At 41.8% G+C, this 25,929-nt stretch carries 14 protein-coding genes; 10 read left to right on the plus strand and 4 right to left on the minus strand.

Going from position 1 to position 25,929, the window contains the following annotated elements; genetic code table 11:
- Nucleotides 1–1,638 precede the first annotated feature (1,638 nt).
- Genes DRW42_RS27340 through DRW42_RS27350 form a run of 3 tightly spaced genes read left to right on the plus strand, consistent with a single transcriptional unit; the run spans nucleotide 1,639 to nucleotide 7,566 of the window.
- Complete coding sequence (locus DRW42_RS27340) at nucleotides 1,639–4,743, plus strand: SusC/RagA family TonB-linked outer membrane protein (protein WP_113952038.1); 3,105 nt, start codon at nucleotides 1,639–1,641, stop codon at nucleotides 4,741–4,743.
- Nucleotides 4,744–4,763: 20 nt separating this feature from the next.
- Complete coding sequence (locus tag DRW42_RS27345; protein WP_244215377.1) at nucleotides 4,764–6,554, plus strand: RagB/SusD family nutrient uptake outer membrane protein; 1,791 nt, start codon at nucleotides 4,764–4,766, stop codon at nucleotides 6,552–6,554.
- A 25-nt stretch (nucleotides 6,555–6,579) separates the two neighbouring features.
- On the plus strand, nucleotides 6,580–7,566 hold the full coding sequence (locus DRW42_RS27350; protein ID WP_113952039.1) for a BT_3987 domain-containing protein: 987 nt from the start codon (nucleotides 6,580–6,582) through the stop codon (nucleotides 7,564–7,566).
- A 130-nt stretch (nucleotides 7,567–7,696) separates the two neighbouring features.
- Here the strand turns inward: DRW42_RS27350 and DRW42_RS27355 are convergent, their stop codons facing one another.
- Nucleotides 7,697–8,275: an RNA polymerase sigma-70 factor gene (locus tag DRW42_RS27355; RefSeq protein ID WP_113952040.1), complete on the minus strand. Its 579-nt coding sequence runs from the start codon at nucleotides 8,273–8,275 to the stop codon at nucleotides 7,697–7,699.
- Between the two features lie 134 nt (nucleotides 8,276–8,409).
- Here DRW42_RS27355 and DRW42_RS27360 point away from each other — a divergent pair, with 134 nt between their 5' ends.
- From DRW42_RS27360 to DRW42_RS27385, 6 genes are all read left to right on the plus strand, one after another.
- A complete protein-coding gene (locus DRW42_RS27360; RefSeq protein WP_113952041.1) occupies nucleotides 8,410–9,564 on the plus strand; it encodes a FecR family protein in 1,155 nt (384 codons plus the stop codon).
- Nucleotides 9,565–9,762: 198 nt separating this feature from the next.
- Complete coding sequence (locus tag DRW42_RS27365) at nucleotides 9,763–13,047, plus strand: TonB-dependent receptor (RefSeq protein ID WP_158544414.1); 3,285 nt, start codon at nucleotides 9,763–9,765, stop codon at nucleotides 13,045–13,047.
- A gap of 27 nt (nucleotides 13,048–13,074) precedes the next feature.
- Complete coding sequence (locus tag DRW42_RS27370; RefSeq protein WP_113952043.1) at nucleotides 13,075–14,538, plus strand: RagB/SusD family nutrient uptake outer membrane protein; 1,464 nt, start codon at nucleotides 13,075–13,077, stop codon at nucleotides 14,536–14,538.
- A gap of 243 nt (nucleotides 14,539–14,781) precedes the next feature.
- On the plus strand, nucleotides 14,782–15,663 hold the full coding sequence (locus tag DRW42_RS27375; RefSeq protein ID WP_113952044.1) for a sugar phosphate isomerase/epimerase family protein: 882 nt from the start codon (nucleotides 14,782–14,784) through the stop codon (nucleotides 15,661–15,663).
- 13 nt (nucleotides 15,664–15,676) lie between these two features.
- Entirely contained in the window at nucleotides 15,677–18,358 is a 2,682-nt protein-coding gene (locus tag DRW42_RS27380; RefSeq protein WP_113952045.1) for a PQQ-dependent sugar dehydrogenase, read from the plus strand.
- A 1,942-nt stretch (nucleotides 18,359–20,300) separates the two neighbouring features.
- Complete coding sequence (locus tag DRW42_RS27385) at nucleotides 20,301–21,110, plus strand: hypothetical protein (RefSeq protein ID WP_113952046.1); 810 nt, start codon at nucleotides 20,301–20,303, stop codon at nucleotides 21,108–21,110.
- 82 nt (nucleotides 21,111–21,192) lie between these two features.
- Here the strand turns inward: DRW42_RS27385 and DRW42_RS27390 are convergent, their stop codons facing one another.
- The 3 genes from DRW42_RS27390 to DRW42_RS27400 form a co-directional block, all read right to left on the minus strand.
- The gene (locus tag DRW42_RS27390) at nucleotides 21,193–21,789 is read right to left on the minus strand and encodes a hypothetical protein (RefSeq protein ID WP_113952047.1); all 597 of its coding nucleotides are present in this window, start codon (nucleotides 21,787–21,789) and stop codon (nucleotides 21,193–21,195) included.
- Between the two features lie 637 nt (nucleotides 21,790–22,426).
- On the minus strand, nucleotides 22,427–23,248 hold the full coding sequence (locus tag DRW42_RS27395) for an AraC family transcriptional regulator (RefSeq protein ID WP_244215378.1): 822 nt from the start codon (nucleotides 23,246–23,248) through the stop codon (nucleotides 22,427–22,429).
- A 141-nt stretch (nucleotides 23,249–23,389) separates the two neighbouring features.
- Nucleotides 23,390–24,220, minus strand: a complete 831-nt coding sequence (locus DRW42_RS27400) for an SDR family oxidoreductase (protein ID WP_113952048.1) — start codon at nucleotides 24,218–24,220, stop codon at nucleotides 23,390–23,392.
- Nucleotides 24,221–24,956: 736 nt separating this feature from the next.
- On the opposite strand from DRW42_RS27400, the gene DRW42_RS27405 reads away from it, so the two are divergent.
- A complete protein-coding gene (locus DRW42_RS27405; protein WP_113952049.1) occupies nucleotides 24,957–25,643 on the plus strand; it encodes a DUF5710 domain-containing protein in 687 nt (228 codons plus the stop codon).
- Nucleotides 25,644–25,929 lie beyond the last annotated feature (286 nt).

Here is a 25,929-nt window from a genome sequence, read left to right on the forward strand (position 1 = left end):
GACTTTTCTTTTGAATTACTCCCAGAGTTACCGTCATTTCGGACGGAGTGCTCAGCGAAGCTAAATCTATCTCGTGATAGATCTCTCCGCTCCACTGCGTTTCGGTCGAGATGACGACTTTTCTTTTGAATTACTCCCAGAGTTACCGTCATTTCGAGCGGAGTGTAGCGAAGTCGAGAAATCTATCTTGTGATAGTTCTCTCCGCTCCACTGCGTTTCGGTCGAGATGACGACACTTTTCGTTGGAGTCGATCAATGGTGGCGGAGTACAGCGAAGTCGAGAAATCTATCTTGAATGAACCACAAGCAGGAAAGATTGCTTCGTCGTTCCTCCTCGCAATGACGACCATTTCAAAAAAATGTCTTGCTGTGAATCCGTGGCAAAAAAAAAAATGGACACTAACACCAATAAATAGTGTCTATACCTAACTCCCTTAATTACCGTCATTTCGAGCGGAGTGTAGCGAAGTCGAGAACCACGGAGTGCTCAGCGAAGCTAAATCTATCTCGCGATAGATCTCTCCGCTCCACTGCGTTTCGGTCGAGATGACGACTTTTCTTTTGAATTACTCAACGGTAAAATTGTAGCATCAATTTGCTAATCTCTCTTAATTACCGTCATTTCGAGCGGAGTGCAGCGAAGTCGAGAACCACGAAGTGCTCAGCGAAGCTAAATCTATCTCGAAATAGATCTCTCCCTACCCGATGCAGGCGGGCGCTCCACTGCGTTTCGGTCGAGATGACATATTACTTTGATTTTGCGCCACCTATGGTGGGAAGGTTTCAAACAAACTTTGATTTGGTGCCACCTATGGCAGCGGGCTTTCAAAGTTACTTTGATTGTGCGCCACCTATGGTGGGAAGGTTTCAAAGTAACTTTGATTTGATGCCACCCATGGTGGGAAGCTTTCAAAGTAAAAATCAAAATATTTCCATTATGCTTCAGCATTTAAGAAATATAAGTACGTATGCGTTGATATAGCCCTCTTTTAATGCATAAATGTACAATCTGTCAAAAAATATGAATGATTGGACAATCTCCCAAAGCCCTTATTTCAAGTTATTTGTATCAACCGAATAGAGCAATAATCACCGTCATCCATGCTTTTTTGTTCAAACGCCAAAAGTAAAAACCTTTGGTATTAGCAAAGATGTAGAGGTACTGACAAGAAAATAATTTTAAAACCGATAACACACAATTGATTTTAAGCAATCGGGCTGCTGGTATTTTCTGGCAGCTCCTTTTAAAGCTAAATCTCTTGTGCCATATCAGTAAAATACTGAGGGGATATTTTACAACAAAGGGAACTAACTAACCCTGCTAACCAATAAACATGAGCCACGATAAAATAAAATACGTTTTTAGGCCTGAAAGCACCATCCGGTTATGCGATTTGGTTAAATGTTTCTACCTGATAACGTTTTTGTATCTGCTTTATCCTTACCCTACACCTGCCTTTTTGAAACACATAGAACCCACTGTTAACCATAATAGGAAGGAGGCTATTTTGATCAGATAATTTATCCTCAACATCAGGGAGCAGGCTTTTGTCCGGGTTCAAAACCAAACACCGAAGCAATGTTAAGCTTTCATCCCGTAACCAATTTCCAAACAATTATTTATTTAATTCTAACCAAATGTTTAAAAGTAATATGGCATCCCGCCGTGGAAAATCATTCCATGTGGAGCCGAAAATCTATGCCCTTAAAATATGGTCTGCCGTAGTAATTTTACTGCTGTTTACAAATGTATTATCGGCACAACAAGTGCAGATTACCGGACAGGTAAGCGACCCTAAAGGGCAAGCACTTCCGGGTGTATCCGTAAAACTTAAAAACGGAACGGCCACCGCATCAACAAAAAAAGATGGTAGCTACAGCATTGGTGTTAATGACACCAACGGCAGTCTTGTATTCAGTTTTATAGGTTACATTAGTCAGGAAGTGCCGATAAGTGGTCGTACAACAATCAACGTAACCCTGAAAGAATCAGAAACCGGACTCGATGATGTGGTTGTTGTGGCTTATGGCCAACAGAAAAAAGTAACCCTTACCGGAGCAATCAGCACGGTAAAAGCCGAAGAACTGAAGCAACCGGTAGCCAACCTTACCAATGTGCTGGCAGGCCGTGTTGCCGGCATTATCGGTGTACAACGCAGTGGCCAGCCAGGTTACGACAATTCTGAAATTTACATCCGGGGTATCTCCACCTTTACCAGTAGTGGTCCCCTCATTTTGGTAGATGGTGTTCAAAGGGAATTTGCGAATGTCGATCCGGAGGATATTGCCAGTTTCAGTATCCTTAAAGATGCTTCCGCAACAGCTGTATATGGCGTACGTGGTGCCAATGGGGTAATCATTATCGAAACCAAAAAAGGTAAACTGGGTAAACCGCTAATTAATATACAGTACGATCAGGGCATAACGCAGTTTACCAAAATCCCGAAGTTTGCTGATGGGGTAACCTATTTACAGATAGCCAACGAGGCTTACAAAAGCAGCAATCCTGGCGATCCGAATCCCAAATACTCAGCCGATAGGATTAATAAAACGGCTTCAGGTGTAGATCCCGATTTGTACCCAAATGTAAACTGGTTCGACGAATTGTTTAACAAAACAGGACAGAACCGTCGTGCCAGGGTAAATGCCAACGGTGGCTCCGAAAATGCACAGTACTATCTTTCGCTGGGTTATTATGATGAAGAAGGACTATTTAAAACCGATGAACTGGCCAGTTATAATTCGGCCATAAAATTTACCCGTTATAATTTTACTTCCAATCTTACTTTAAAAGTTACCAAAACCACAAAGGTTGATTTTGGTGCATCAGGCTGGATCAGCAATGGTAACTACCCGGGAAGTTCAAACGAATCTATCTGGGGTTCTGCTTATATCATGCCACCAATACTGATACCAAAAGTATATTCAAATGGATTAAATTCTGCAATCAGGACGGGCGATATTGCCAATCCGTATACACTACTAACACAAAGTGGCTATATAACCGAATTCAGGAGCCAGTTGTGGAGCAATATCAGGGTTACGCAGGATCTGGGTATGGTGTTGAAAGGGCTTTCGGCAACGGCCATGTTCTCTTTCGATAATTATAATTCCCACACCATCAGGCGGACCAAATCAGTTGATGGTTATCTGGCCAAAGGCAGAGACCCCGTAACCAATGCCCTGTTGTTTGATAAAGTTTCTAACGGGACCAGTTTTTTGGGTTACGAAAGGAGCAATGGGGGTACGAGGCAGTTTTCTACCGAAGCCCAGCTTAATTATAACCGCAATTTCGGAAAACATGCAGTAGGTGCAATGGCTATTTTTAATGCACAGGATAGGGAGGATGCTTTTGCAGGTGATTTTATTGCTTCTATCCCATACCGTTATCTTGGGGTGGCTAGTCGTGCAACTTATGCCTACGATGATAAATACCTGGCTGATGTAAACTTCGGTTATAACGGTTCAGAAACATTTGCGCCGGGCAAACGTTTTGGTTTTTTCCCTGCATTTAGTGTGGGATGGGTATTATCACAGGAAAAATTCTTTAAACCATTAACAGATATCTTCCAGTTTGCTAAGATACGGTACTCATGGGGTCAGGTTGGTAACAGCGATATTGGCGGTCGCCGCTTCGGTTATATTGCCACTGTTAATGGCGGAAACGGCAATTACTCTTTCGGTAACGGTGTTGATCAGAATATTAATGGATACGATATCGGCGATTATGCCGTAAACGTGAGCTGGGAAAAAGCCACTAAACAGAACATTGGGCTTGAGCTGAAAACACTGAACAACAGCCTGTCTATCACCGCAGATGTTTTCCAGGAATTCAGGACCGCAATTTTCCGCCAGCGTGGCGATGTGCCCGAATATGTAGGGGTAAGAACACTTCCTTATGCAAACCTGGGCGAAATCCACAACCGCGGTGTGGAAGGAACAATAGATTATAATAAACGCCTGGGCGACGACTGGCAATTGGGTTTAAGGGGATCTTTAACCTGGACCAGGGCCATGATTATAAATGATGCCAATGCTCCATGGCCATATCCGTGGCAGCAACGAATTGGCCGCAAATTCGGTCAGCGTTTTGGCTATACCGCCCTTGGCCTTTTCACCAGTGATGCAGACGTGGCAAACAGCCCTTATCAAACCGGTACCAACAAAGCCGGTGATATTAAATACAAGGATTTAAACGGCGACGGAAGAATTGACGGTTTTGACCAGGGGCCGATTGGTAATGGTTCGATACCTGAAATTGTATATGGTTTTGGTCCGACAATTAACTGGAAAGGTTTTGCCATTTCTGCATGGTTTAAAGGGATCAGCAATGTAGACGTAAGTCTTAATGGTGATGGTTTACAGCCTTTTAGTCAGGGTGGCGAGCGTGGCAATTTACTGGCACAGATTACCGACAGGTGGACTCCTGAAAATCCGAGCCAAAATGTAATGTACCCAAGGTTAACCTACGGTAACGATAATATGAATTATGCAAACAGCAACTGGTGGGTAAGAAACGGGGCCTTTTTACGTTTGCAGACCCTGCAGCTGAGTTATGATTTTAACAAGGCGAACTGGCTTAAAAAAACAGGGATGTCTAATTTAAGCATCTACTTTATCGGTTATAACCTTTGGACGGCCAGCGGTTTCAAGCTTTGGGATGTAGAGTTGGGCGATGGCAAGGGGGCGAATTATCCCCTGTTAAAAACTTACAACCTGGGCGTTAAATGTACTTTCAAATAAATACCTCAAGTTTTAACGAAATGAAAAATAAAAATATAAAAATCGGCATGGCCATCGTGCTTACATCATTACTGATGGGGTCTGGCTGTCAAAAATACCTCGATCAGGTACCCGACGACAGGATTACGATCGAATCGGTTTTTCAGAAAAAAGGTCCTTCCGAGCAATACCTCGCAAATGTGTACAGTTATGTTGACGACGTATCGAACGTATGGGAAAATACCCCTTGGGAAGGAAATTCGGATGAAATGGACATCACCTGGTCTAAATATTCTAACTACAGCCTGAATATCGGTAACCTGGGTGCAAGTAATGCACTTTTCGACCGCTGGGGATATTATTATAAAGGTATCCGCTCTGCAACCTATTTTATGAACCACATAGATGGAAATGCCGAAATCTTAGCTTTAAACGGTCAGCAGTTAATCAATCAGTATAAAGCCGAAGCACGTTTTTTAAGGGCCTATTTCTACTTTTTATTAATGCGCCAGTATGGTCCGGTGGTTATCATGCCCGAAACTGAAATTCCGGTTGACGTAGAAGCCAGCGAAATGCAATTTCCGCGCAACAGTTATGATGAATGTGTGAATTATGTGGTAAGCGAGCTCGACAAAGCTGCTGCCGTATTGCCAAATGTGCCATCGAGTAACGGACAGGCGAGTAATAACGAATTTGGCCGTGCCACCGTTGGAATTGCCCTGGCAGTGAAATCGAGGGTGTTATTATATGCAGCCAGTCCCGAATTTAACGGCAATGCCGACTTTGCCAACTTTAAAAATAAAGATGGTAAAGTTTTGATTAACCAGACTTACGATGTACAAAAATGGAAAAGGGCCGCCGATGCAGCCAAAGCTGTAATCGATCTAGGATTGTATAACTTGTATAAATCGCCAAATGGAGATCCGCTACAATCGTACATGGGCATATTTACCCAGCAATGGAACAATGAACAGATATTCTGTCGCAAAACCAACGATTTGCCAGGTTACGATACCAATAGCATGCCCCGTCAGGCTGGTGGTTGGAATGGTGTAGGCGTTACACAGGAGCAGGTTGATGCGTATTTTATGAACGACGGTAAAACCATTACCGAATCTCCACTCTACTCTGAAACCGGTTTTACCACACAAAATAATGTTAAGGTTTACAACATGTATATAAACCGCGAACCCCGTTTTTATGCATCGGTAACCTATAATAATGCCATTTTTCAGGGTGGTAATATGGCGGCAGCCGCACCCATTTCATTCCTGTTTTTAGGTGGAAGCGGTAAAAACGGACACGCTACCGATTTTACCAAAACAGGCTATCTGGTAAGAAAAAATGTTAATCCGGCAACCAATAATGGTTCGGGAGGTAACGGGGCAAAAGCAAACCGCACGCTAGCTTTATTCAGGCTGGGCGAAATTTATTTAAACTATGCCGAGGCATTAAACGAATATGCACCCGGTAATGCCGATATCCTGAAGTATCTGAACCTGATCCGCGAACGTGCCGGCATTCCACAGTATGGAAGTGCAAATTTAGCTGCTCCAACCAGCCAGGCAGATGTTCGCAACAAAATCTGGCAGGAGCGCAGGATTGAGCTTGCTTTCGAATCGCACCGCTGGTTTGATGTGAGGCGCTGGAAAATAGTGGCACAGGTAATGGGCGATATGCATGGTATGGATGTAAACAAAAATGACGATACCTTTTACAAAAGAGTAGTAGCAAGCCAGCACCTCTTCCGTTTCCCGGCATCTTATTTTTTCCCGATCAGGCAGTATGAAATGGATAGATCTAAATTGGTAGTCCAAAATCCGGGTTGGTAATCCGGTTAATCAAAATTTGAAAACGATGATAATTCAAAGAAAATATAAAACGCTGTTTTTCCTGTATGGATTAATAAGCGTAAGCCTTTGGTACGGTTGTAAGGATAATGTTGATCTTCCCGATCAGCCATTGGAAAATTATGTAAACGTGTATATGCCTCAGGGCGTAAACGGTCCGGTAACCACCAACCTGAAAGTAAAAGATAACCTGGTACAAACAGTTGTTTTTGGGGCAGATTATGGCGGTTACGGTTATCCGGATGCAGATGTGCCGGTTTCCTTCACTGTGGATAATTCGCTGGTAGCAGCATACAATACAGCGAATAAAACAAACTATCAGGTATTGCCGGCCAGTGCCTATACCTTATCTGCAAGCAGTTCAGTAATCCCAAAAGGCAAACTGGCTACCGAACCCTTAAAAGTAAATTTTAAAACAACCGGTACGGGGGCCATGAATGCTTTTACCACTTACCTTTTGCCAATAACTTTATCAAGCTCAACGGTGAAGGTACGCGAGGCACTCAAAACCGTTTATTACGTGGTAACGGCTTTGCCCGATCTGGCCGACTATCCTAATTTTGACCGGTCGAAATTTAGTATTGTAGATTTCTCCTCACAGGAGGCAAACGGCGAAGGACCAAATAACGGAAGGGCTGTTTTTGCACTGGATGGTGTAAATAGTACATTCTGGCATTCACAATGGCAGAACGGAACCGCCTCGCCACCGCATTTTTTAACCATCGATATGGGAGAGCTGAAAACCTTCCACGGGTTATCTTTTCTGGCCAGGCAGAGTAACGATAACGGCAAGCCCAATGAAGTAAATCTGAAGTTGAGTACCGATAATGTAACCTGGACAGATTACGGAACATTAAACCTGGCAAATACCCAGGCGCTCCAGTCTGTTTTTTTTCCATCCGCGTTTAATAAACAGGCGCGTTATTTTAAAATTACAATTAATTCGTCTTACGGGTCTAATGTAACCCATCTGGCCGAATTGTACGCCTTCTAAAAAGAGTGGCCTTGCCGGCATAGTATTTGGTCCCCCGCCGGTAGGGCCTTCTTTTGAAATAAATAAATTATCTATTGATAAATTTACACGCACAGATTAAGCTGTATAGGCGTATGGCCTGAAATACCTCTTACAGTCGATGGATGATAAACATCAAAAAAGCAATGTCTTTAAAGGCATGCCTCAGGTGTTTTAAGGCAATGGTTAGCTGGTTTTCCACTGATTTTTGACTAATCCCCAAACGCTCTGCAATCTCCTTATTCGAAAAATGCTCCAGCCTGCTCAGGCGGAATATCTGATGGCAGCGCCCCGGTAATTCGCTAAGCGAGTTATTTAATTTTTGCTGCAATTCGCTGTCCTGGATTTTTAAATCTCCCAGGTTAACCGTTGTCGAAAAACTATCTTCGCTTACATCCGCCTTGTAAACGATAGAAAGTTTACCCGGCCTCAAACTTTTATATACCTGGTATTTGATGGAAATAAACAGAAAATTCTGTATCGAATTTATTTCCAGTTTTTTCCGCCTAGTCCATAAACTCACAAAAACATTATGAACAATTTCCAAACTGGCATCTTCATCCTTTAACTGTTGTAGCGCCACCTTATAAAGTTTTAGCCAATAGCGGTCGAAAAGCACGTTAAATGCCTTCCCATCATTATTTCGGACGGATAACCAGAGGTCGGGATCACTTTGATGGGATAAGTGCATATTTGGTCGGCTAAAACTATAAAAATATTTGAAAATAACGGGCCATTAAAGATTTTTAAAAAAATGTTACAAAAGTATGGGTGTAGGCTGGTGGTTTTGGTACTTATATGATATAGACCAAATATTTTATCTGAATGATGAACAAAGAAGAGTTTGTAACGCTGTATGAAAAGTTTTTAGAAGGGAATTGTACAGCTGAAGAAATCGAAAGGCTGCAATCGCATCATGATGAAGAAATCCTGCTGGCAGAAGAACTTCCGGATCCTGACGATACCAAAAGGCTTTATCTTGTTCTAAAGGAAAAACTGCGAAACAGTATTCCCGATCAGGCAGCTTATGCCGGAAAGCGGAATTTGCAGTGGTTAAAAATCGCGGCAATCTTTCTGGTAATCATATCGGCGGCAATGTATATCATGTTTCTGCAAAAGCCTGCTGCTATAAAACCTGCTGATGTTGCTAAAACTAAAACTTCAAAAATCATTCCCGGTGGAAACAAAGCTTATTTAACAACGGCCGGCGGCAATGTAATTACACTTGATGGTTTAAAAAACGGACTGCTTGCTGCGCAGAATGGGATTAATATCAATAAAGTAAAAGATGGATTGCTGCAGTACAGTAAGATAAACAACATCAGTACCAGCAATGCTGTAAGTGATTACCATACCATTACCATTCCCCGCGGAGGGCAGTATCAGCTGGTCCTTTCCGATGGAACCAAAGTGTGGCTAAATTCAGCCTCAACACTCCGTTATCCGGTTAGCTTTACCAAAAACGAACGCACGGTACAGCTTACCGGCGAGGCTTATTTCGAGGTAGCAAAAGATAGAACAAAACCATTCAGGGTAAATGTAAACGATCTTGATGTTAAGGTGTTGGGCACTCATTTTAATATCATGGCCTATAAGGACGAAAATGTAATAAAAACAACCCTGCTCGAAGGTTCTGTTCAATTAACTGCACACCATAAAAAAGTAATGTTAAAACCTGGCGAACAGGGCAGGCTCGGTTACGGATCGGAAACAATTGATGTTACAGCGGTTGATACCGAAGAAGCGGTAGCCTGGAAGGAAGGTTATTTTGTTTTCGATAACGAAGATATCCATACCATTATGAAACGCATCTCGAGGTGGTACGATGTGGAGGTCGTATTTCCGCCAAACTTTAAAAGGGCGAATTTCGGAGGTACTGTTTCGCGCTTTAAAGATGTTGCGCAGGTGTTAAAATCACTCGAATTAACAGGTTCCGTTCACTTTGAAATCAAGGAAAGGAGGATCATCGTGAAGCCATAAAAGATCCCGGTTATCATGTTGTCCTTATTAAAAGGACCGAATGCAGTGGAGTGCATCCGGTCTGGAACCTTTCGGTATAAGGCTACATAATCAAAAGTTCGCACAATCAATCATTAATTTAACCTTAACCAAATGTATAAAAATATTGGTGCATTTTCATGCACACGGAGTTTCCGGTCATTCTATAAATTATTGCTCATGATGAAATTGATAGTCATATTGTTGACTGCTTCATTTTTGCAGGTTAGTGCCTCTGGTTTCGCACAAAATATCAGTATTTCTGTAAAGGATGCTCCATTGAAGAGCATTTTTAAGAAATTGAGAAAGCAAAGTAATTATAACTTTCTCTACGATAGTGATATGCTTGATAGGGCCAAACCGGTAAGCCTTTCGCTCCGTAATGCCCGTGTGGAAGAAGTACTGGCAAAGTGTTTCGAAAATCAGGTGCTTACCTATACCATCAATCAAAATACCGTGGTGGTGAAATTAAAGCCTGTTTCCATGGTCCGCGAGGTGATTGTAAAAGGAAAGGTAAACGATCAGGCCGGTGTCGGCCTGCCCGGTGTAACCATAAAAGTAAAAGGAACCAATACCAGGGCGGTAAGCAATACCGATGGTGCTTTCTCCTTAAAGGTAAATGATCCGAATTCGGTGTTGATTTTTAGTTACCTGGGTTTTGCCAGTCAGGAAGTAGAATTGAACGGGCGTTCCGAGCTCACCGTTGTCATGCTCACCAAACCATCTGCACTTGATGAAGTTGTGGTAATTGGCTATGGAACGCAGCGCAAAGGCGACATTACCGGTGCCATCTCTTCGGTATCTGCCGATAAATTAAAAGATCAGTCGGTGGTTAACCTTCAGGGTGCTTTACAGGGAAAAACGGCAGGCGTGCAGATCACGCAAAACTCAGGTGCTCCGGGTTCGGTTGCCCAGGTACGCATACGTGGTTTAACTTCCATCAACAATTCAGATCCTTTATATGTGGTAGATGGAATTCCGCTTACCTCGAATGATATCAATATCATCGATCCTGCAAATATCGAATCGATTGATATTTTAAAAGATGCCTCTGCTCAGGCCATTTACGGTTCGAGGGGTGCCAATGGTGTAATTTTGGTGAAAACGAAAAAAGGCAGCGATGGTGAAGCCGTAATTACTTTAAGTACTTATCAGGGCGCAACACAAGTGCGTAAAACCCTCGATATGGTAAGCGCTGCCGATTATGTGATGCTCAATAACGAAGCTTATACCAATGCCGGCCGTACATCGCCTTTTGCAGGGCCGCCTTCGAGTTATACTTCAACCACCGACTGGCAGAAAGAACTTTTCCGCACGGCCCGTATGCAGAATTATAATGTATCGATCAGTGGTGGAAGCAAAACCTCTACCTACCGGGTAAGCGGTGGTTATTTAGATCAGGATGGGACCATTATAGGCTCTGACTATAAAAGGGTTAATTTATCCAATAACCTCACATTTACGCCCAAAAAAGGACTTGAATTTGGTGAGAGCCTGGCCTTTAATAAATCCAGATCGCATAATGTGGCTACCGATTTTGGAGGGAACATTATTAATGATGCACTTGCACTCGATCCTACTATACCTGTGAAAGATCAGAATGGCAATTTTACTGCCACCAAATATTCAGATATCATTAATCCGCTGGCCAGGATCAATTATATCTCCGATAACAACCCTTACAACCAATGGGGCTTATTGGGTAGTGTTTATGCACAATATAAGCCTGTAAAAGGTTTAACATTGAAATCATCATATAGTGTAGACCTGAAATTCAGCGATAACAAACGCTTTACCCCAAGTTTTAATGTGGCGCCAAACTTTAATAACCCTAATCCGAGTGTTTATCAGCAGAAAGACCAGGCTACAAACTGGACATGGGATAACACCATCGCTTATGAATTTACAGTAAATAGCGATCATCATTTCGATCTGCTTGCCGGTATCTCTGCACAGCAGTTTACCTATAATTACCTTAACGGATCCAATCAGGGGCAACCGGGTAACGATCCTTATTTACAATACCTTGATGGGGGGATCAGCAACCAGGTAGTTGGCGGTAATCAGCAACGCTGGGATTTACTTTCTTATTTAAGTCGTTTAAATTACAACTACAAGGGGAAATATTTCTTAACCGCTACTTTCCGCCGCGATGGTTCTTCAAAATTCGGTGCCAATAACAAATACGGTAATTTTCCATCCGGTTCGATTGGCTGGCTTTTAACCAACGAATCCTTTTTTCCGAAAAATAATGTGTTGGGTTACCTCAAAATCAGGGGAGGATGGGGCGTAGTTGGAAATCAGGCTCCTGTTGGATATTATGATTACTCGGCTAGGATTAATACCGGCTATTATGCATTTGGCATACCGGCTACTTCGCAACCTACTGCAGGTCCTGGTAGTTTGGAAAATCCTGACCTTAAGTGGGAGCAGGTAAAACAATGGAATGCCGGTTTCGATTACCGTTTATTTGGCGATCACGTTAGCGGTTCATTCGATTTTTATAATAAAACAACGAAGGATATGCTGTTAAACCTGAACATATTATCTGTTTCGGGTTTTACCCAAAGTCCGCCACGCAATGCTGGTGCAATGCAAAATTCGGGTGTCGAATTTTCGATGGATTATACCGGCAAAGTTAACGACGATTTTAACCTCGATGCAGGTTTCCACTTTGCAACCATTAAAAACAGGGTACTCGAACTGAACCAAACTGGTATAAAACTTTACAGCGGGAATATCAAACCCGGCCAAACGGAACTTACACAGGTAGGTGAGTCGGTAGCTTCCTTTTATGGTTATGTAGCCGATGGAATTTTCCAGACCCAACAGGAGGTTGATAGCCACGCCAGACAACAAAGCGGCACAGCGCCTGGCGATATCCGTTTTAAAGACCTGAACGGTGATGGTGTGATTGATCAGAACGACCAGACTTTTCTGGGCTCGCCGATACCTAAACTTACCTATGGCTTTAATGTTGGGGCAACTTATAAAGGATTTGATTTTAAAGCCTTTTTCTCCGGTGTTTATGGCAATAAAATCAACGCGGCCTATAAATATTATACCGATGGTTTCTTTATTTCCAACTACAATATGGAAACAGAAGCACTGGGCCGGTGGACAGGTCCGGGGACCAGCAATACGCTGCCACGCCTGATTGCGAGCGACCCGAACAACAACTCAAGGGTATCGAGCTTTTACCTGCAGAGTGGTTCTTTCCTGCGCCTGCAAAATGTTGTGCTGGGTTATACATTGCCGAGGACAGTTTTGGATAAATTAAATATCAAAAACCTGCGCTTTTATTTATCTGCACAAAACCTGCTCACTTTTACAAAATATACAGGGTTTGATCCTGAAGTGGGGCAACAGTACAGTGGTGCCGGCGGTACACGCGATATCGGTATCGATAGTGGCAATTACCCACAGAGCAGAACAATTTCTGCAGGACTTAACCTATCATTTTAATGGAAATTCAATTTTGAATAAAGAAATATGAAATATTATTATTTAATCCTGAGTGCTGTATTGATGTTCGGCCTCGGCGGATGTAAAAAGTTTCTTGATGAAACACCCACTGCCCATCTCTCAACCGGTAACTTTTATAAAACCGGCGATGATGCAGTACGTGCTGTTAATGATGCTTACCGTATGTTAAAAGACCAGGCTTATGGTGGTTATTCGCCAACTTCGTTCGGCGATATCATGGCCGATGATGCCAACAAAGGTGGTGGGGGAGCTTCTGATCAGGGATTAATCCAGGACTTGAAATTATTTACCGCCCGATCGGATAATGGCTATGTATTTAATGCCTGGAGGGATAACTACAAAGGGGTTTATCTTGCAAACCTGGTATTGAAGAAAGTACCCGCCATTGAGATGGATGCAGGTTTGAAAAGTAAAGTGCTGGCGGAAGCCTACTTTTTGCGCGCTTATTACTACCTGCACCTGGTGAGGCTTTTTGGCCGTATCCCAATGGTTATTGAGCCGATAGAGGATGGTAATTACAATATCAAACAATCAGAAGAAAAAGATATTCTCGCCCTGATCGAAAAAGATGCCAGCCAGGCCATTAAAGATTTGCCTGAAAACAGTAAACAGGCTGCAGTTGATAAAGGAAGGGCTACCAAAGGTGCTGCCCAGGCTTTGTTGCTCGAAACGTATATGTGGCAGAAAAAATGGACGGAAGCACAACTCTTGGGTGATCAGATCATTGCTTCAGGAGAATACCGATTGGCCGATGATGTAACTAAAATCTGGACACTGGCAGGCGAATTCGGGCCGGAATCTATTTTTGAGGTCAACAATGCCACCATCCCCGGCAGGAATGTAGGTAATCTCCTTAATTTATTCAACGCGCCGCGCAATACCTGGGGTTATGGTTTTACCGTGCCTTCCAAATCGTTGGTAGAAGAATTTGAAAAGGGAGATCCGCGCTTTGGTGCTACGGTTATTGTGAATAATCAGGTAATGCCTGATGGTACTACTGCCAACACCAGTGGAAGTGAAACCGGTTACTGGAACAGGAAATATTGGCTGGCGCTGGATGAAATTCCAACTAAAAATGGCGGTGGCGCAGGCGATGGACCAACCAACGATAGGGTATTTGGTTTGGCGCAGGTAATGTTGTGGACAGCAGAGGCTTCTTTTCATAATGGGGCAGTTCCGCATGCTACAGATCTGGTGAATCAAATCAGAACAAGGGCAAGAAAAAGTGGTGGAAATACCGATTTAACCGTATTACCCAGTTACGGTACCGTTACGCTGGATAATATTTACCACGAAATGCGGGTAGAAACCGCACTGGGCGAACACCGCCGGTTTTACGAATTGGTTAGGACCGGAAGAGCTGCGGCTTTGCTGCCTAATTTTAAAGCAGGAAAAAATGAACATGTACCAATCCCTTTAACTGAGATTCAGTTAAGCGGAGGTGTTTTGGTGCAGAACCCGGGGTATTAATGCTAGCCGTCACCCTGAATTTATTTCAGGGTCTATTTAGTAGAAAAGATGCTGGTCCCGAAGATTCGGGACAGCATGACGGTCTCATTGGCCGGTGAGTTTACATTAGTAATATTCCGGAATAACACCCGGGAATAAATTTAATGGGTCTTTCGGATGGGGGCAAATGGGATAATCACCTGTTTGCCCTAATCCAACAAAAAATATTAATCAACACAAATTTTAACACATAAATCAAACAACATGAATTTTTACAAAAACAGGTTATCTTTATTAATCTACGGCCTCGGATTTTTTTTGATTACCGTAGCCGTGGGCTTTAAAAACGTAAGCAGTGGTGGCCCGGCAAAAAATGAACGCCCCGAAGAACGTTTCGGCTGGAAACTCGGTACACAGGCCTTTACCTTTAACCGCTTTACTTTTTTCGAAGCTGTTGCCAAAACAGCCAGCTGCAAACTTGATTATATTGAAGCCTATCCCGGTCAGGAAATAGGTGGCGGTATTGAGGGGAAAATGGATTACCACATGGATCCGGCAAAAAGGGAACAAATTCTCCAGCTGTTGAAGAAAAACCATGTAAAAATGGCGGCTTTCGGTGTAACCGGAGCAGATAGTGAAGCCGAATGGATTAAAATCTTTGAATTTGCTAAAGCAATGGGTATAGAAACCATCACGGCCGAACCCAACGAAAAAGACATGCAGCTTATTTCCGATCTTTGCGATAAATACAAAATCAATGTGGCCATCCATAACCATGCTAAACCTTCGAGGTACTGGAATCCTGATATCTTGCTAAATGCAGTAAAAGGGAAAAGCAAACGTTTGGGCATGTGTGCCGATCTTGGACATTGGGTACATTCGGGCCTCGATCCGCTCGAATGCATCAAAAAAGCTGAAGGCCGCGTGCTCCACCTGCACCTAAAAGACCTTAACGGAACAGATGAAAACGCACACGATGTACACTGGGGTACTGGTGCTACCAACATTGATGCGGTGATAAAAGAATTAAAAAGACAGAAATTTAAAGGTATTATTTCTGCAGAGTACGAATACAACTGGGATAACAATACAGATGACGTTGCAAAAAGTGTAGCTTACTTCCGCCAATCCGTTCAAAAACCTTAAGATATACCAAAGCATGTTTTCAATAAATTTAAAAAGATTTCTACCGCTCGTTTTTACTGCTGCGTTTATTACTACCGGTGTTCTTGCACAGAATGCACACGGCCCGGAGATGAACAGGTTTACCAAAATTGTGCTGGCCCAAAAGCTTGAAGAACCGATGCAGTTTCAGGTGTTAAAAGATGGCAGGGTACTATATGCCGAGCGTAAAGGGAAAATAAAGGTTTACAACCCTAAAACAAAGAATCTCGATGTTATTGCCGAAATACCGGTAAGCACAGAATATGTAGACAAAAACGGAAAAAGGGAAGAAGGAGAAGATGGTCTCCAGGGCGTCATCCTCGATCCAAATTTCGACAAAAACCGCTGGGTTTATACCTATTATTCGGTTAAAGGAGCAGAAGCTGTTAACAGCCTGGTAAGATTTACCTGGGCTGGGACAAAACTGGATATGGCTTCGGCCAAAGTGGTTTTAAAAGTGCCTGTACAAAGGGAAGAATGCTGCCATGTTGGTGGCGGGATGCTTTTTGATAAAGATAATAACTTATTTTTAAGTACCGGAGATAATACTTTCTCGAGGTCATCTGATGGTTTTACACCAATTGATGAACGCGCAGGCGAAAGTGCCCGCGATGCACAGAAATCATCATCGAACACCAACGATTTAAGGGGGAAAATCCTGAGGATCCACCCTGAACCCGATGGCACTTACACCATCCCTGAAGGAAATCTTTTTCCAAAAGGAACGGCTAAAACCCGGCCTGAAATTTACACCATGGGTAACCGTAACCCCTGGCGTATGAGTCTGGATAGCAAAACCAACTGGCTATACTGGGGTGAAGTTGGCCCTGATGGATCGAATGCTTCTGAATCACGTGGACCGGCATCTTACGATGAATTTAACAGGGCAAAAAAAGCCGGTAATTTTGGCTGGCCTTATTTTATCGGTAACAACCTGCCTTACCGCTATTACGATTTTGCTACCAAAAAATCCGGCGATCTCTACGATCCGCTCCGCCCGGTAAATCATTCGCCAAATAATACAGGCTTAACCGTTCTGCCTCCAACCGAAACCTCTTTGGTATGGTATCCTTATGGTGCCAGTGAGTATTTTCCCCTGATGGGTAGTGGTGGCAGAAGTGCAGTAGGTGGCCCCATATTCCATCAGAACGATTTTAAAGGTGCTGGCAATGTTTTTCCGGTTTATTATGAAGGCAAGTGGTTCATTACCGACTGGGTTCGCGGATGGATCCTCACCATCACCATGGATGAAGAAGGAAACTATAAATCGATGGAGCGCTTTATGCCCGAATTGAGCCTCAGGGGGCCGATTGATATGAAATTTGGTCCTGACGGAAGTTTATATATCCTTGAATATGGAAACGGTTATTTTAAAGATAACCCCGAAGCAGAGCTGATCAAAATCGAGTACAATGGCGGAAACCGTAAACCTGTTGTGCAGGTGGCTGCCGATAATGTTTCGGGTGCTTTACCTTTAAGAGTGAAGTTATCATCAGCCGGAACAATGGATTATGATGGCGATGTTTTAAAATACGAATGGCGCATTACGAAAGATAAAACACTGAAATCGGTATTTAAAACGGCAAATCCCGAATTACAGCTTACCGCTGCAGGTGTTTATAAAGCAACATTAACAGTTACCGATCCTTCGGGCGCAAAAAACAGTAAATCAGTCGAAATTTCTGCCGGTAACGCAGCTCCTTTAGTTAAATTTGATTTTGTAAAAGGCAACTCCAGTTTCTACTTTCCGGGCAATACCATCACGTATGCGGTAAATGTAAGCGATAAAGAAGATGGAAGTTTAAAGGATAAAAGAATTACCCCTTCGCAGGTTGCAGTATCCATTAATTATTTATCAGAAGGTTACGACATGACCACCATTGCACAGCACCAGCAACGTTTTGATGCCGCTGCACAGTTTGAGGTGGGCAGGCTACTGATGAAAAAAAGTACCTGTAGCGCCTGTCACGATCTTACCGCAAAATCTTTAGGCCCTCCCTTTACCCAGGTGGCTTTAAAATACAAGGGTGATAAAGGCGCACAGGAACGTTTGGTGAAAAAGGTAATTAACGGAGGTTCGGGTGTTTGGGGCGATGCGATGATGCCTGCGCACGCTACCTTGCCGCCAAGCGAGGTAAATGCGATTGTAAAATACATTCTTAGTCTGGGCGACAAACAAACTGCCCCTGATAACCTGCCGGTTAAAGGTACTTATACCACAAATGTACCTGCAAATGCAACCAATAAAGGCAGTTTTATATTCAGGGCTGCATATAGGGATAAAGGTGCAGGAAAATTAGCTTCCCAATTATCCGAAAGCATCGTGGTGTTGCGTAATCCTTATCTGCCTGTAAATGAAAGTAACTGCAATAAAGGTTTTAGTTTTAATAACGACAGGTCTGTAGCTACTTCTACAGATAAAGGTGCCTATCTGCTTTTCCGCAAAATCGATCTCAAAGATATCAGAACAATTGAGGTTGTTGGCGATAAAACGGCTCCGGATCAGGTTGAAGTTCGCTTAGGCTCACCCAATGGCAAGACAATCGGAAAAACAACCCGCAAACAGGATAACAAAGGCATTATTGATATCGATAATGTAAATGGGATAGCTGATGTTTACGTTGTTTTTTTACAGCCGGGCATAAGTGTTAAGGGCATTAATGTAACCGCACGTTAAATAACAACTGCTTTTTTAATCCTTTGCATTAAAAGCATAAAAGGTGGTGGAAGTAATTTCGCCACCTTTTTTGTTCACCATCATCCCGAGCGGAGTGCAACGTAGTCGAGAGATCTATCTAGGCAGATCTCTCCATTGCACTACGTTCCAGTCGAGATGACGATCCCTCATCTCTAGTCGTAGCGTCTCGCTACGACATTTGGTATTTTTAAACTATTAGTTTTTTCGGAAGACTCAACACTGCAAACCGTCGTCTCGAGCGGAGTGCAACGTAGTCGAGAGATCTATCTAGATCCTATATCGTTGCAAAACTTAGGTGAACTAAGGTGTCTCAGGTGGTGATAAAAATTATATGGTGCTGTTTAATTAACCACCTAAGCCACCTGAGAGCATCTAAGCTGTTAAATATTTCCTTTGCATGTGGTATCCTACTTTTTAATGTGTAAGAACATGTAAGCTTATATGCCCCTTAAATGTCTTATATGGTAAAGAAAATGATGCTTTCAAATTTCAAATTATCTAGTTTATTTTTTACCAGAGATTGTTAAATATTGAAAGGTGGTGGAAGTAATTTCGCCACCTTTTTTGTTCACCGTCCTCGAGTGGAGTGCAACGTAGTCGAGAGATCTATCTAGATCCTGTATCGTTGCAAAACTCAGGTGAACTAAGGTGTCTCAGGTGGTAATAAAAATTATATGGTGCTGTTTAATTAACCACCTAAGCCACCTGAGAGCATCTAAGCTGTTAAATATTTCCTTTGCATGGGGTATCCTACTTTTTAATGTGTAAGAACATGTAAGCTTATATGCCCCTTAAATGTCTTATATGGTAAAGAAAATGATGCTTTCAAATTTCAAATTATCTAGTTTATTTTTTACCAGAGATTGTTAAATATTGAAAGGTGGTGGAAGTAATTTCGCCACCTTTTTTGTTCACCGTCCTCGAGTGGAGTGCAACGTAGTCGAGAGATCTATCTAGATCCTGTATCGTTGCAAAACTCAGGTGAACTAAGGTGTCTCAGGTGGTAATAAAAATTATATGGTGCTGTTTAATTAACCACCTAAGCCACCTGAGAGCATCTAAGCTGTTAAATATTTCCTTTGCATGGGTACCTTATAAGATGTATAGATCATGTAAGCTTATATTCCTCTTAAATGTCTGTATGGTAAAGAAAATGATGTTTTTTTATTTCAAATTATCAAGTTTATTTTTTACCAGAGATTGTTAAATATTGAAAGGTGGTGGAAGTAATTTCGCCACCTTTTTTAGCCGTCCTCTCGAGCGGAGTGCAACGTAATCGAGAGATCTATCTAGATCCTGTATCGTTGCAAAACTCAGGTGAACTAAGGTGTCTTAGGTGGTGATAAAAATTATATGGTGCTGTTTATGTTTAATTAACCACCTAAGCCACCTGAGAGCATCTAAGCTGTTAAATATTTCCTTTGCATGTGGTATCATCTCTAGTCGTAGCGTCTCGCTACAACATTTGGTATTTTTAAACTATTAGTTTTTTTGGAGGACTCAACACTGCAAACCGTCATCCCGAGCGGAGTGCAACGTAGTCGAGAGATCTATCTCGATCCTGTATCATTGCAAAACTCAGGTGAACTAAGGTGTCTCAGGTGGTGATAAAAATTATATGGTGCTGTTTAATTAACCACCTAAGCCACCTGAGAATCTAAGCTGTCAAATATTTCCTTTGCATGTGGTAACTACCTTAAAGATGTGTAAGAACATGTAAGCTTATATGCCCCTTAAATGTCTTATTTGGTAAAGAAAATGATGCTATTATATTTCAAATTATCAAGTTTATTTTTTGTGAAGATCTTTGCAGGACGCTAAGCCCAGAGATAGGAGACATCATGACCAATATTAACAACCACTATTTGACTAAATCGACCGAAAAATATATCTTTATTCAAATCTCATCTCATCCAAAAACATGACAGGAACCCTTGCCCAGCTTATAGTCCTGGTTGCTTATGGAAATCAATATATCTCCCGTCCCGGTACGCATACCGGTATTCCTCCGGGGCATTCTGCTTTTCAATACTGTAATAAAGTTTATTTTTCTACACCAACCGAAAAAGAAGACCATCCTGTTATTGTCGCAGAAAATCCTCTCAAATGGTTCAGTTACCTGGCAGAAACAGGATGTAAAACTTTAAAGCTTTACTACGAAAGTTCTGATGGAAGTACGGGTATGCAAGACCATAAACTCGCTGGTATGATTGGTGGAGGAGCAACCTGGCTTATCGAGGCCATTTATCCCGAAAGTTCCGACTTCTGGTTTGGCGCATGGGACGTAACCAAAGATGAAGCAAATAATAATGCCTGGATCGTAAACTATAAACGTATCCAGCATCACATTCCAAGCCGAAATCTTCAGTTTGATATTGAAACCCAAAAAAATATACTCTCTAATGTATTAACCGAAATAGAAGCCTTTGCCGATGAAATGGATCTCGAAAACTTTGCCAGAATATTTCAACAGGCCAATGTATGGTTAACCAAAAAATATCCTGACAAGGAAGATTATCATACCGATCTGCTACCGGATGATGCCTATAATATTCCTGAAAGGCAACTGTTTTTTGCGGCCTCGGGAGCATGGGTATTTGGTGGAATGGGCTCCTGGAATGATATGGGTTTCGCAGGAGAACAGCAGCAGGTATATGAAAACCTCTCATCAGCACTTTACACCGCCATTAATAATGCCATTATCGCGGCGGTAAATGCCTGGTCAGTTTAATAATCAAGCCATAATTCGCTGTTTATCCTTGTATATCTGTGGTTAAAACCCTTCAATTTAACAACATGTATTGCCCGGGCTGTTAGTGGCTTAGTGCAGGGGCTATTTCAGCAGCTGGCGGATCGCCTACAGTCCATTTCGTTTTTGTAGCTTCCAGCCATAATGAGGCTATTTTCCGATTGGCACCATCTCCCGTCCACTCGATCGTAAATATTTTTGGCTTGGTTTTTTCTTTTCCAGTAAAAATCAATTTGGTTGCTGTTTTTGGCGTTTTGCTATCATAGGTATAGGTGCCGTCCTCGAAATTTGTTTCCATCTTAAACGGTATTACGTTATCCTGAGCATTGTTAAGCAGAGCCTCTTTTGTAGTGCCTTTGGGGTAAATTCTTACGCTTTTGCTTATACGTGCATAGCCCATCCCATTAGGATTAAAACACCACTGTTCTGCCACGAAAGCATCGGGTGTACGCTGATAAAGGGTATCTGTGAAAAAGGCAATAATCGATTCTTTTAGCGGATCGGCTTTAAGAGCCTGTTCCTCTTCATAACTTGGGGCAAGTTTCGGTGGTGGAGGTACATCCATTTTAGGCGGAGGAAGTATTTTGATTTTGCGTTTTTGCTGTGCATTTGAGGCTGTTCCCAAAATCACGAATAAAAGTAAGATAACGAGGCGGTTCATGTTTTAATTTTTTTGATCAGAGCAATAACCGCGCCGTGCTTAACTGAGGTGACCCCTCGCGTTATGAAAAAATGCAAAAGGAAAATGACTATGCTTAATCCATAATTTATTTAAAACAACAGCATGAGATTTGTTCATTAAAAATACAGCATTGACTGTACAATTAAAGGGGGGTGGCTAATCAGATATACAAAATACTTAAAACTGAGTATAAAAAAATGATTGTTTATTTTTTAGTTTTGAGCTGTACCAAACAAATTAGGAATATTTTTCAGGCACCACTCTCTAAATTAATCTCCCATGTATAAGCTCATCCCACCAACATCTTCATTTTACCACCATTTGGATTTTCTACTGTTTTAGCAATAATCATTTGTCCAAAAGCAATTCATTATTCAGTTTTAGCAGGTTATGATATACACCAGTGTCAAGGAGACGGAGTATTAGCTTAATTCTCTGGCAAGCTTTTACCGCCGCCTTTAAACAACCATACAAACCATACAAAATTATGAAAACAGAAAACTACGATGTAATCGTTATCGGCGGAGGGGCTATTGGCCTAGTCACAGCCCGTTTATTGCTTATTGTGCTGAATATGAGTGGATAATGAATGATGGTCTATGTAGTCAAAATTATTTTATTGTTGTAAAAGCATGGATGGAGCTATTCCAAAAGTTTTTTTAAAAGCAAAAGAAAAATGAGAAAGATCTTCGAAACCCACCTGCAGGTAAACTTCTGTTGGCTTCTGTTTTTTCTTCTGGATCAGGAAATGAGCTTCCTGTAACCTTTTCTGGATCAGCCAGCGCCTCGGAGCTTCTTTAAAAATCCTTTCGAAGTCGCGTTTAAAGCCCGATAAACTTCTTCCGGTAAGGTAGGCAAACCGTTCGATACTTACATTAAACTTAAAATTACGGTTCATAAAAGATTCAAGGTCTATTTTACCGGGATCACTGAAATCAAACATTACCTTCCGTAGTTCCGGATTGGTTTTGAGCAGCAGCAGAACCAGTTCTTTCTTCTTCAGGAACATAAGTTCGATACTTTCTGCATCATTGCTTTGTATGTACGGACTAACAGACCGTACATAATTTGCAAACAGGGGATTAGGCTCAAGCGGGATAATGGCGTTGTTAATGGAAGAAATTTCTTCGTTATAACCATATTCTTTTTGAAATGCTTTTAGGAAATCCTGGTTTAAAAAGGTAGAAACTGTTTTAAAATCGCCACCTTCAGGTCCTTTTTTAAAATACCTTGCCAAACTATTTCTTTTGGCGAAAAAGTAATCGCCTTCTTTAAAATGATATTCTTTGCTTCCATCGTAAAACGAGATCGTACCCGAAACAATATGGATAAAAATGTGCTCGGGTATAAATTGCTCAGCCGAAATGGTGGGCTGATAGTGGCAGGAAGAGGCCATGGTTTCGTTCATGGTGTTGTTTTTTTTAAAATTGATCGTCATTGCGGGAAAGCTTTTTCAGCCGACAGCCTGTCCCGCCTTTACGGGAAAGCAATCTTACAACAATCGCTATTAGCGTGCTAAAAAGATTGCTTTGTCGTTCCTCCTCGCAATGACGAAGTTTTTCAGAATGACAAAATATTCCTAAAGATACTTTTTATAACTCTCTTTAATCGTATTTACATAATCTTGATCCGACAGGTTTTGTCTGTTGGCCATACGCTGTTTAAAATCATCATTGCCCACCACATACCTCAAAGTATCTTTACCATCGGTTACTGCTTCGTAAATTACATCAGCCACTTCCTCTGCACTGGCCAAACGCTGACCGGATAAACTGGCAAAAAGCTGTCCTGCAGCACCAATAAAATGATTATAATCTTCAATCACCGGTTTTCCAGAAAATTTTTCGCCACTTACGGCACTAAAGTTAGTAGTGGCGCCGCCCGGTTCTACAATTTTTACACCAATGTTGAGGTCGGCCAGTTCGAAAGATAATGATTCAGAAAAACCTTCCAAAGCAAATTTCGAAGCCGAATAAAGAGAGATTAATGGTAATGTAAACTTGCCCGCCCCAGAGCTGATGTTGATGATCATACCCGATTTTTTTGTCCTGAAATGCGGAAGTATGGCCCTGATGGTATCCATCACACCAAACACATTGATATCAAACTGTGTCCTTACCTGTTCTTCGGGCGTAGCCTCAAAAATCCCGAATTCACCATATCCTGCATTATTTACCAGACCGTCGATACTGCCGAATTTTTCTATTCCCAATTGTATGGCAGATTGAATGGTTTCCTGATTCTGCACATCAAGCCGGGTAATCAAGATGTTTTCATTATTGATAAGATCCTGCTCTTTTTCTGGACTGCGCATGGTGGCAATTACATTCCAGCCTTTAGCAGCAAAATGTTTAGCGCTTGTTTTTCCGATACCAGATGATGCACCGGTTATTAATATGGTCTTTTTCATGTTTCTTTATTTTTATACCACAAAGTTGGGGATTAATGAGCCTGGCTGTTTTGTTGCACGGTCCAGAATATTTTGTTGCAAAGTCCAGAGGGTGGAAGATGTAAAAGGTAAAATGGATGATGGAATAAGTCTATCTTCCGTGTTTGCGCCCTTGCTGTCATCCTGAGCGTAGTCGAAGGATCTTTTTGCATGGTGTTGTGATTAAAATTTAAATTTTAATGCAGGAAAGATTCTGAAACAAGTTCAGAATGACGACCCGCATTTATTACTTCGCGCCCTTTTCGGTTAACAATTAAACAATTTTCCAATAACCAATCACCAATGAACCAATAATCAGTTTTCAGTTGGCAGTTTTCGGTTAACAATTAAGCCATTCAACAATTAAGCAATCTTCCAATAACCAATGATCAATGACCAATAATCAGTTGGCAGTTTTCGGCTAACAATTAAGCCATTCAACAATTAAGCAATTTTCCAATCACCAATGATCAGTTTTCAGTTGGCAGTTTGCGGTTAACAATTTAGCTATTCAACAATTAAGCAATCTCCCAATAACCAATGATTAATGACCAATAATCAGTTGGCAGTTTTCGGTTAACAATTAAGCCATTCAACAATTAAGCAATCTTCCAATAACCAATGATCAATGACCAATAATCAGTTGGCAGTTTTCGGCTAACAATTAAGCCATTCAACAATTAAGCAATTTTCCAATCACCAATGAACAAATGAACCAATGACCAATAACAGATTTTCATTATTTTCGTGCTACAAGCTTAACCAAACCATGCCTTATATCCTTAACGTTCCTTTCGCTGATAAAGACGAGGTCAAAGCCCTTGGTGCTTACTGGCTTACCGAAATCAAAAAATGGATTATTCCGGATCATATTGAAGACATTAACCGTTTTGCAAAGTGGATTCCCGCTGGGCGTTTAGACTGTATTATCCGCAAGCCCTATCTGTTGGCTAAAGCAACACGGATTTGCTGGAAATGCGGACAAAAAACTCCTGTAATGGCGCCGGCAGCAGTAAATTATTATCATTTAGAACAGGTAGATGAGGATGATCCGGAGGGTGGGGAAGTTGCCTGGGTAAAAGGCGAAAATCCAACCCTGTTTAGTTATCTGCAGAGCGCCGATCTTCCGGCAATGGAATATTTTAAAAAAGTTCATCCACAGTTTAAGTACAGTTTTTCTAAGGCAATCCAGTTTTCTTATTGGGCAAATACCTGCAAACACTGTGGCATATTACAGGGTGATTTCGAACTGCACGATGAACCCGGCGGACCATTTTTTCCAATTGCCTACGATCCTGATGATATTAAAATTGTAGCATTTCAACTGGATTACGATTATGCCATTGAAGGAGAATACGGAGGCGAGCAATTTGAGGAAATGGATTTCTCGGAATTTATGAAATAGAAAACTGTAATGACTAATGTCATTAGGTTTTTAACCACAGATGCGCACAGATAAACACGGATTTATATTTTTGGTGATTTGGTTATTCTACGTTAATCGGTGCGATCAGCGGGAAACATGTTGCGTATGGTTATCCCGCAGATTTAAGATGATAAGCGCAGAGATTTACTCGTTTGGTTAATTTGGTTATTCTGCGTTAATCTGTGCGATCAGCGGGAAACATTTTGCTTGTTGTTTTCCCGCAGATTTAAGATGATAAGCGCAGAGATTTCCTCGTTTGGTTGAT

The sequence above is a fragment of the Pedobacter miscanthi genome (genome assembly GCF_003315595.1).
In the GTDB taxonomy this organism is placed as follows: Bacteria; Bacteroidota; Bacteroidia; order Sphingobacteriales; family Sphingobacteriaceae; genus Pedobacter; species Pedobacter miscanthi.